This is a genomic window from Paraburkholderia dipogonis (genome assembly GCF_046027395.1).
GTDB lineage: Bacteria > Pseudomonadota > Gammaproteobacteria > Burkholderiales > Burkholderiaceae > Paraburkholderia > Paraburkholderia dipogonis_A.
The window spans coordinates 1-9,507 of the sequence record NZ_JAQQEG010000093.1 but is presented as its reverse complement, the minus strand read 5'-3'; the positions used below and the strand labels follow the sequence as shown (position 1 = coordinate 9,507).

Annotated in this window: 8 protein-coding genes; 4 read left to right on the top strand and 4 right to left on the bottom strand. The window is 63.2% G+C overall.

Annotated features, from left to right (window positions below; all coding sequences use genetic code 11):
• Positions 1–1,004: NAD(P)H-dependent flavin oxidoreductase (locus PQR32_RS41745; protein WP_408241638.1), on the bottom strand; the 1,004-nt coding region annotated here is incomplete at its 3' end.
• 533 nt (positions 1,005–1,537) lie between these two features.
• On the opposite strand from PQR32_RS41745, the gene PQR32_RS41740 reads away from it, so the two are divergent.
• On the top strand, positions 1,538–3,439 hold the full coding sequence (locus PQR32_RS41740) for an ATP-dependent metallopeptidase FtsH/Yme1/Tma family protein (protein ID WP_408241635.1): 1,902 nt from the start codon (positions 1,538–1,540) through the stop codon (positions 3,437–3,439).
• Positions 3,440–3,521: 82 nt separating this feature from the next.
• Here the strand turns inward: PQR32_RS41740 and PQR32_RS41735 are convergent, their stop codons facing one another.
• The 3 genes from PQR32_RS41735 to PQR32_RS41725 form a co-directional block, all read right to left on the bottom strand.
• Positions 3,522–3,782 (bottom strand): hypothetical protein, encoded by a 261-nt coding sequence (locus PQR32_RS41735; protein ID WP_408241632.1) that lies wholly within the window; start codon positions 3,780–3,782, stop codon positions 3,522–3,524.
• A gap of 88 nt (positions 3,783–3,870) precedes the next feature.
• Positions 3,871–4,665, bottom strand: coding sequence for a TSUP family transporter (locus tag PQR32_RS41730; protein WP_408241629.1), 795 nt, complete (start codon positions 4,663–4,665; stop codon positions 3,871–3,873).
• Between the two features lie 205 nt (positions 4,666–4,870).
• Positions 4,871–6,028, bottom strand: a complete 1,158-nt coding sequence (locus PQR32_RS41725) for an acyltransferase family protein (RefSeq protein ID WP_408241626.1) — start codon at positions 6,026–6,028, stop codon at positions 4,871–4,873.
• A 233-nt stretch (positions 6,029–6,261) separates the two neighbouring features.
• On the opposite strand from PQR32_RS41725, the gene PQR32_RS41720 reads away from it, so the two are divergent.
• The 3 genes from PQR32_RS41720 (at position 6,262) to PQR32_RS41710 (ending at position 9,376) form a co-directional block, all read left to right on the top strand.
• Positions 6,262–6,390, top strand: a complete 129-nt coding sequence (locus PQR32_RS41720; protein ID WP_408241623.1) for a hypothetical protein — start codon at positions 6,262–6,264, stop codon at positions 6,388–6,390.
• Between the two features lie 191 nt (positions 6,391–6,581).
• Positions 6,582–7,709, top strand: coding sequence for an OpgC domain-containing protein (locus PQR32_RS41715; protein ID WP_408241620.1), 1,128 nt, complete (start codon positions 6,582–6,584; stop codon positions 7,707–7,709).
• Positions 7,706–9,376: a tannase/feruloyl esterase family alpha/beta hydrolase gene (locus tag PQR32_RS41710; protein ID WP_408241618.1), complete on the top strand. Its 1,671-nt coding sequence runs from the start codon at positions 7,706–7,708 to the stop codon at positions 9,374–9,376. Before PQR32_RS41715 ends, PQR32_RS41710 begins: the two co-directional genes overlap by 4 nt.
• The last annotated feature ends 131 nt before the right edge of the window (positions 9,377–9,507 follow it).

Here is a 9,507-nt window from a genome sequence, read left to right as displayed (position 1 = left end):
ATCCGGGCCGCAGCGTCCACCGCCTCGCTCATGAGCCGGTCGATGACTTCCGCCACCGGCGCGCATCGCTCGACCAGCGTCGACGATTCCCCCGCGAATAACGCCATTTTTTCCAGATCGCCCACCGTGTCGCGTAGCGGCGAAATCGTGCTGAATTTGTAGATCGGCCCTTGGTCATCGTGCGCGATTTCTTCGCGCGGCAACACATGCGGATGATTGCCGAACAGATGATCGCCGGCCTCGCGCGTCACGCTGTTCGCCAGCACACGCACCGGCGAGCCGGGTGGCCAGTTGATTGCGTAGATATCGGTGTGCACGGTGTCGCCCGCCCGGGCATCGACGATCCGTTGCTTGTGATAGTCGTGCGCGAAAGACTCGTGCGTAGCGACGAACAGCGTGCCGCAATGAATACCCGCCGCGCCGAGCGCAAGGGCGGCAATCAGCCCGGCGCCGGTCGCGAAGCCACCGGAGGCCACCACCGGCACGCGCAAACGCTGCGCGACTTCCGGCAGCAGCGCCATGATGCCGATGCGCCCACGCACGTGGCCGCCGGCTTCGACACCTTGCGCGATGACCGCATCCACGCCGGCCTGCTGCGCGGCGAGCGCCTCTTCGAGCGAGCCGACTTGCCAGAGGACCAGCGCGCCGGCATCTTTAGCCCGTTTCACCACGTCAGGCATGACGTCCCAGAAGAAGCACATGGCCGGCACTTGTGCCGCGCGACATACATCGAGTTGCGCATCGAGCAGCGCGGGCTCCGTCCGGAAAGGAATGAGATTGACGCCGAACGGCCGGGTCGTCGTCGCGCGCACGGCGGCGATCTCACACTCGATCACTTCCGGCGCTTCCCCAACCATGCCGAGCAGGCCAAATCCGCCGGCTTCACACACGGCGACCGCCAACTCGGCGCGCGCCGGGCCGCCCATTCCGGCCGAAATCACGGGGTGCCGGCAACCGAGCAAACGGGTCAGCGCTGTATCGAACACCGGTGTGTCGTCGTGCATCGCAGTCCTCCTTTCTTGTCGCGCGGCGCTCATGCACAGGATTGTGCCGCTCGCCGCATCGAACCTGCATCCACGGCGGTCTTTTTAGAGTAGATGCAGACGAGCGCGGCGGCAGCGGGTATTTTTTCGTCGGAGGATAGGCGAGTGCGGCAAGACGATCTTCAGTAACTCTGACCGCTTTTAAATAGGGAGCGGTTAATAGTAGATATGCGGAATACGCAATGAATTTAGCGCTGATAAACTGTGCGCCGGAGCAGTTTGTTACCCGCAACACGCACAGCGCTCGCTCCCCAAAATCCGGCGGCTCGAAAACGCCGGATAGACGGTAGAACTAGGCCTTTTCTGCGATTTGGAAGAAGCGGCGGCACGGCATACTGGCCGTGTGCACGTTGCTAAAAGGGACGTATGGTTGGGTGTCCTTTCTTCCGGTCATGCATGGTGTCGCATCAGTCGATTCCCCTCCGCCAACCTCTGCCCCTCTGAACTTTGACAAGTATCAGGGCTCGCTTTGGGCCCGTTTTTGGAAGTGACTCATGAAGCCGGGAAACAACTCGCTTGGTAAAAGACGCACACGCAAGATCGCCATGTCGGTGGCGGCATTTATCGTAGTGTTGCTCGCATTCGGCGTGTGGCATTACCAGCAGCTCACAGCGCAGGTCGCGCCGGCGCTGACCGGCGTCGCGAGCCAGATGCGCCACGATTCCTCGGCATGGACGCACGAAGAAAAAGACGCCTCGCAAATGTTGCGCGATATTCACGACGCCAAGGTTGCCGCGATCGGCGTGAGCCCCAACGCGATTCTGATCTCGAAGCGCGACGGCATGAAATACTTCGTCACCGACCACAACGCGACGTTCTCGCATGCGCTGCTGCTCGGCGAACCCAAGGCCGACGAAGCCGCCGCGTATCAACTCGTCTGGCTTCCCGATGCGGATATCCAAACCGGCGGCTCGCGCTGGGTGCAGGTGTTCGACCAGGTGCGCGACGCCATCAGTGTGCTGTTGCCGCTGTTGTTGATCGGCGGCATGGTGTGGTTCATGCGGCGCGAAATGCGCGGCGGCGCCACGCTGCTCGCCAGGGCGCCCGCACTGCGTTTCGACGACGTGATCGGCGCGGGCGAAGCGAAGGCGGCACTTGCGGACATTCGCGGCTATCTGTCCGACCCGAAGCAATTCACGTCGATGGGCGTGCGAGCGCCATGCGGCATTCTGATGGTGGGCGGCCCCGGTGTCGGCAAAACGCGGCTTGCCCAGGCGCTGGCAGGTGAGTGCGGCGCGAACTTCATCTCGATCACCGGCAGCTATTTCAGCGCGAAGTACTACGGCGTCGGCATCCAGAAGGTCAAACATCTGTTCGAACTGGCGCGCAAGAATGCGCCCACAGTGATCTTCATCGACGAAGCCGACGGGCTCGCCAAGCGCACGGATACGGGCAGCGGCCCGGTCGAAGCCGAGAGCAACCGCATCATCAATCAACTGCTGGCGGAAATGGATGGCTTCGCTTCGAACGAAGGCGTCATCATCGTCGCGGCGACCAATCACCCCGACAATCTGGACGAGGCATTGCGCCGTCCGGGCCGTTTCGATCGTACCGTGCAGGTCCGTTTGCCCGATCGCGAAGACCGCGCGAAGATTTTCCGTTTCTACGCAGAGAAGCTGAAATCGAAATCCGCCGACATCGACTACGATCAGTTGGCGCGCCTGACCACGGGCCTGTCGCCAGCGACGGTCGCGATGGTGGTGAATCAGGCGGGACTCGTCGCGCGCAAATCCGGCGACACTGAAATCACCTCGAAGCATTTCATGGAAGCGATCAAGATTGCGCGCATCGGCGACGTGAGCGGCGCCGAGCGCGCGCTGAGCGAGGACGAACGCACCCGTATCGCCGTGCACGAAGCGGGGCATGGTCTCGTCGCCGCGCTGCTGGGCACCGGCGTGCTGGAAGAGGTCACGATCCTGCCGCGCGGCGGTGCGCTGGGCGTTGCGCTCATCACGAAAGCGCAGGACAAGCACCTGTATCGCGAGACCGAGATTCGCAACGAAATCCAGGTTTTGCTCGGCGGCCGCAACGCGGAAATTCTCGCGTTCTCCGAAGCATCGAGCGGCGCCGCTTCGGATTTGCAGGAAGCGTCGCGCATCAGCCTCGATATGGTGTCGAAATTCGGCTTCAATAGCGACGGCAATCTGTTCAGCCTCGCGGCACTGCCGTCGCAGTACGCGGGTTTGCAAATGAAGAGTGCCATCGAGCATGCGAATGTATTGCTCAAGGAACTGAACGAGTTGTGCTACGGCTTGCTACATGCGTACGAGCCAGTGCTGCGCGCGATTGCTGACGAACTGCTCGAGCAGGAGACCGTGCCCGGAGAAACCGTGTACCGGTTGATCAGGGAACACAAGAGCACACTGAAGATCGTTCACGAGCCGGAAGCGGCGTGAACCGATGATCGACTGACTGCCTGGATGGCAATCGATGAGCGGCGCCAGTCAATGGCGCCGCTTTTTTGTTGCCCGGCGCTAGTTACGCGAAATCCGAGGGGCCGGGCTCCGGCACGCCCGGAGGCGTTTCGGTGTCGCCCAACGCCTCGCCATCGGCGTCGTCAGCGGGCGGCGGCGTTTCGCCTTTTTTCGGCAGCGGTTGGTCGAGACCCGGTTCGACCGGCGTGGGAATTGCGTCGCCGATCGGCTTGGACACCTTGGTAGGCGGGCCGCCGGGGTCTTCTTCGGGCTGGCGCTCGGGCTCGTGCTCCTGCTCGTTCGGTGAATTGGCCATGGTTGCCACGACGGGCTCTCCGGTTGATTAGAGTGACACCGTTGTGCAGCAATGCGCGTACCACGGCCGTTTCGCGTAAGCGCAAACGGCGCAAACCTTATAAAACGCCGGATTTCCAGATCATCTGCGCTGCGGCGGCCGCCACGAACACCAGCACCAGAATCCGGAACGCGGCGGGCGGCAAGCGGTCTCGCAAGGGCCGCACCAGCAGCATTCCCGCGATCACCGGCACGCTCGCGCAGGCCGAGATGGCGAGATCCGTCCAACTGGCATGCGCGCCGCCGCTGAATGTCGCGACGAGCGTGATGATCGACACCACCAGAATGATGGCGATCTGCTTCGTGAACGCTTTGCCCGTCGCGCCCGTGGCGATCAGATACATCGCGAGCAAGGGGCCCGGCACAGAAGCAATGCTCTCCATGAGCGCCGCGCCGAATCCCAGCACCAATCCCGCCGGCTTGGCCCACGTCGGCGACAGCGTCAACCGCGGCGAAGCCAGCAATAGCAATGCCGCGATCATCAGCAGCGCGCCGGCGGCCGCTTGCGCGCGATGTGGCGCGAGCGAAATCAATACCGTTACGCCGACGATATTGCCGATCACCGTGCCGATCAGCGGCGCGGCGATGCGCCTGACAGTCGGCAAGAGCTCGCCGCCTTCCAGCGCCTGCGGGATATTGCCGAGGATGATCGGCATCGACAGCAGGAGAACCGCTTCCTTAATCGGCAGGAAATGGCTGAGGATCGGCATCGCCACGAGTGGCACGCCGATACTGACCACGCCCTTGACCATTCCGCCCAGCAGGAGCGCGGCGACGATGCCGAGCAACGCGTAGAGGTTTAGCGCCTGCAGGCCCGCGCCTAGAACGCCGCCGGCGAAAGTGAAATGAGACATGGTTGGAAAGCGCGTGTTGCAAACCGCGAGCCGGCCGCGCAGATCGGATCGACCGGACAGCGCGCGGGCGGTGGCTTGTTGTTATGGTTCGGCCAGTTCGGTGCCCGCGTGTCACGCAAGATCGGAAGCAGCCGGCTAAGTGAGGCCGCATGATACCGTGCCCTCACTTGCGCCGCATGCAAGTGAAACGTAAGTCGCGGCTGGTTTAGACCGCGTCCGATGCGGTGCTGTCATTCCTCGACGAATGCTGCGCTCGCTCACGGCGCGAGGGCGACGCAGCCGGCGCACGCTGCGTCTTCAGGCGAAGGATCGGCTCTTCGATCAGCCGCCAGGACAGCATCGCCATCGCGAGCGAAATCGCAAACGACCCGGCGATCCCCGCGACGTGCGCCCACACGGGCACCGTGCCGCCGAAGAACGCCGCGGCGTGATGGTTGCGGGTCAGGTCGGGGATCAGGTTGTGATAGAGGTAGAAGCCATAGCTGATTCGCCCGAAGCTCACCAGCCAGTTCGTTTCGAGCAGGCCGATCACGACGGCGTTGCGGCAGCAGGCAAGCGAACACACCAGCGCCGCGATGCACACACCATACGAGGCACTGACCAGGGTGAACAGCAGCGGACTGTCCACTTCGCTCCACATCGGCTCAGTCGCGCAAAAGCCTACGAGCGCCAGACTCAGTACGAAGAGCGTCACACCGTGCCCGAGCCGCGCCCGCAAGCGGCTCGCTTTTCCCGCAATCATCAAGCCGCCAATGCCGCCCAACGCGAGCAGCCAGAAGTTCGTCAGCGGGTGTGTGTAGATGGTGATCTCCGGCCAATGCGCCGCGCGCATGGCCAGCAGCGAACCAAGCCCGACCGCGACGATCGCGAGACACACCGCGCGATGCCGGCGCGCGGCAAGCAGCAACAGCAGCGGCGCGAACACGAGATAAAACTGCTCCTCGATCGCGAGGCTCCACAAATGCGAGTAGCGCCCGGGCCAGTAGTGCAGCACGGAGCCGATCCAGATGTTCGACAGATAGGCGAAGTGAAACGGCATGCCGCTCGCCAGTTCGGGACTCGCCATGCCGAACGCCATCAGTACGCACATCACTACCAGCATCAGGTAGTAGATCGGAAAGATGCGCAGGGTCCGACGAAACAGAAAGCGCTTCAATTCAGCGCCGAATCGACTGGCGCCGCTTTCAATGCGCGCGCGTTGCGCGGCAAGAATGCCGATGATCAGAAATCCGCTCAGCGCGAAGAAGATCCATACGCCGAGATGGCCGATCTCGCCGATGTCGCCGAACAGGCGGTGTTGAAAAAATACCATCAGGACTGCGATCGCGCGCAATCCGTCGAAGCCGGCAATTCTGTTGTTCATGTGGTCGTCTTCCAGGGCGAAGGCGGCGCGCGCAGCGCCGCGTTCTGGGCGGTAATGGAAGGACCGGCGCGCATCGGTGACGCTCAGGTCGGCCGTGGCGTATGGAAAGGCGTCGCAAATGACGCTCGGCGTGCCAGCCGAGCGCGGATCGGCTGGCCGCGTGTCCGGTCCACATGAGTGGCCGCCGTCGAAAGGTGGCATCGCGCGAAACGCGCGAGGTCCGACGGGCGTGCATGAAACCATCCTACGATGAAAAAAAGCAAAAAAAATCGCGCAGCGCATTCAGCGATTTATTTTCCGCGCTGATTACCGATCGCACGCGCGCCCGGCGAATTAAAGCCGCAAATCTTGCCGCGAACTGAATACGTGATGACTCAGTATTACCGCATGCCGACAACCGAATTTCAAATCGCCGCTACGTGATTTGAAATTAGAGGCAGGTTGTCAGCGCGCGCCGATGGACCGCGCAGCCTCGCTGGGAACGTTTTATTGTCATGGTGTTCCTATGAAAAACGACGCGCGGCATATGCGCGCCTATCCTGCGAGAACCTGAATGGAAACCCGTCGCGGCCGCCCCGGTCCCCTTGGAGGGCGCTCGATCGAAGTGGACTTCTTCCGCGGCGTCGTGCTGATCGTCATCGTGCTGGATCACATTCCCGGCAGCGCGCTGTCGCATCTGATGCTGCACGCGTATGCGTTGTGCGATTCGGCGGAAGTGTTCGTGTTTCTCGGCGGCTATGCTTCGGCGGCGGCGTATACGGCGGTGCTCACGGGCCGCGGCGAGAACGCGGCGAAGATGCGCTTTGTCAGGCGCTGCTGGGAAATCTACCGCGCCTATCTGTTGACGGCGGTATTGACGCTGCTGTCCGGCGCCATCCTCGCGTCGCTGAATCTGAACCGTCCCATGGTCGACCTCACCGGCTGGCCGCCTTTCGCGGTTCAGCCGCTGCGCGAAGCGTTCGATATCATGCTTCTGCGGCGCCAGCCTTATCTGTCGAGCGTGTTGCCCATGTACGTGATTTTCGCGCTATGCGTGCCGTTCGTGGTGCCGCTGGCGCGGCGTTCGTCGCTCATGGCGCTCGGCTTGAGCTTGCTGGTCTGGGCGCTGGCCCGGCCGCTGGCCGCATTATTCAGCATTGACGACGTGGCCGACTGGGCTTTTAATCCGTTTGCATGGCAGCTGATGTTCGTGCTCGGGATTCTCTGCCGGGTGCAGCCCATCAGCGAGCGCTTTCACGCAAGCCGTACCGCGCGCTGGTTCACGTGGGTCGCGGCGGTCGCGGTGCTGGCGTTCGCTATCGTCAAGCTTTTCGTGCTGACGCAACCGTTGCCCGGCACGTTTAAACAGAATCTTTCTCCGGACCGCGTGATCAACTTCATCGTCATTGCCTGGCTCGCCGCGCAGTTCGTGCGCATGGGCAGCATCGCGTGGCTCGCGCGGCGGCTGCCTGCCGTAGTCACGGTCGGCCGCACGGGGCTCGTGTGTTTCGTTGCGGGCACACTGGTTTCGCTGATCGTCGATACGGCGACGCCGCATATGTTTCATGGCTTTCGCGGCGTGCTGATCGGTCTGGGCGGCGATCTCGTCGCCATCGGCGCCGTGCTGATGATCGCGCGCGGCTGGCGCGGCTGGCGAGGGCAGCAGTCGGCGACGGCCGCCAATGGCGCGGGTTACGGATGAGGTCACGTCGGCGCCGAGCGCGTGTCGCGCGGAACTCGCGCGCGGTCATCCACGTGGTCGGCGCGATATTGTGGCTCGCCGCTCACCCGGCGCTCGCCGCTCTCAAGGAAGCGCCGCTCGCCATGCGCTGTGCGGAATTGGCGGGCGCCGTTCTGCAGCCCGAACTCATTGCGTTGCCGACCGCCGGCGTGCAGATCGAAAGCGCGGCGATGGTGAGCGCCACCGCGCCCGGCAATCAGCAAGGCGGCGAGTATTGCCGCATCACCGGCCGCATCAAAGGGTTCAACGCCACCACGCCCGATATCCGTTTCGATCTGAATTTGCCGCGCCGCTGGAATGGCCGCGCGCTGCAGATCGGCGGCGGCGGTTATAACGGCGTGGTGGTGAGCGGCACGGGCGTGATGCCGTTTTCGCCGAACCGCGCGCCGCTCGCGCAAGGCTACGCGACGTTCGGCGACGACTCGGGGCACGTCGGCGATTCATCGGTCGCCGTGTTCGGCCTCGTCGACGAGGCGGTCACGAACTTCGGCTTTGCGCATCTGAAGAAAACCCATGATGCGGCGCTTGCCCTGATTGCACGCGCGTACGGCCGCCCGCCGCAACGGATGTATTTCGCGGGCGGCTCGACCGGCGGCCGCGAAGGCTACACCGTGATGCAGCGCTTTCCCGACGACTACGACGGCGTGATCGCCAATTCGCCCGCACTCAATTTTTCCGGCGTGCGTCTGCTCGGCGTGAAACTCGGCCAGGCAGAATACAACACGCCCGGCGGCTTCATTCCGCCGTTGTTGCTGGAACACGTCTATCAACGGACGCTCGCCACGTGCGACCGGCTCGACGGCGCGGCGGACGGCATCGTCAGCGACGTCGCCGCGTGCCGTGAGCGCGAAGCAGAGATCGTCGATTCGTTGCGCTGCAGCGGACGCACGCCTTCGCACGACGAATGCCTCACGAACACGCAACTCTCCACCTTGCTCGTGATGCGCGATGGGCTCTCCTTGCCTTATCGTCTGGCGTGGGACGTCGACAGCTATAGCGGCTACAACATTTTTCAGGGCACGCACCTGTCCGGCCTGCTCGGCCTCGCGCATCAGCCGGAGCGCTTGACGGTGCCGACGTTCTTCGCCAACGGCTACCTGTTCGCGCAAGGCGACGGCTACATCCGCTATTTCGTCACACGGGACGCCAGCTTCGACTCGCTCAGGTTCGACCCGCAACACCCCGGCAAATATCGTGCGCAACTGGTCGCGCTGTCGCAGACGATCGGCGCGATGAACCCCGACCTCACGCGCTACATTGCGCGCGGCGGCAAGCTCATCACGCTGCAAGGCCTCGCCGACGAAGTCATCAGCCCGAACCAGACGATCGCCTATTACGACACGCTGGTCGACCGGTTCGGCATCGATCAGGTCAATAGTTTCATGCGCTTGTACATGGTGCCGGGATTCCAGCACGGCAGCGGCGTGTTCATTCCATCGGTCGATCTGCTGGGCGCGCTCGATAACTGGGTGACGCGAGGGGCATCGCCCGAGACTTTGACGGCAACCGATATCGCGGCGGCAACCAATGGACGCTCGCGTCCGTTGTGCCGCTATCCGCTGTTTCCGCGCTACATCGGCAAGGGCAATGTGAATTTCGCCAGCAGCTTTGTTTGTGCGGAGCCGTGAGCGGGTAGTTCTTGAAAAAAGTGCGTCGTAAGTGGAAGGACGCCCATGTGCGATCATTGGCCTCGCGAGCAAGCGCGCGATTTTCCCTTCCGGAAATAAAAAGGCGGGGGGGGCGGGGGGGGGGGGCCCCC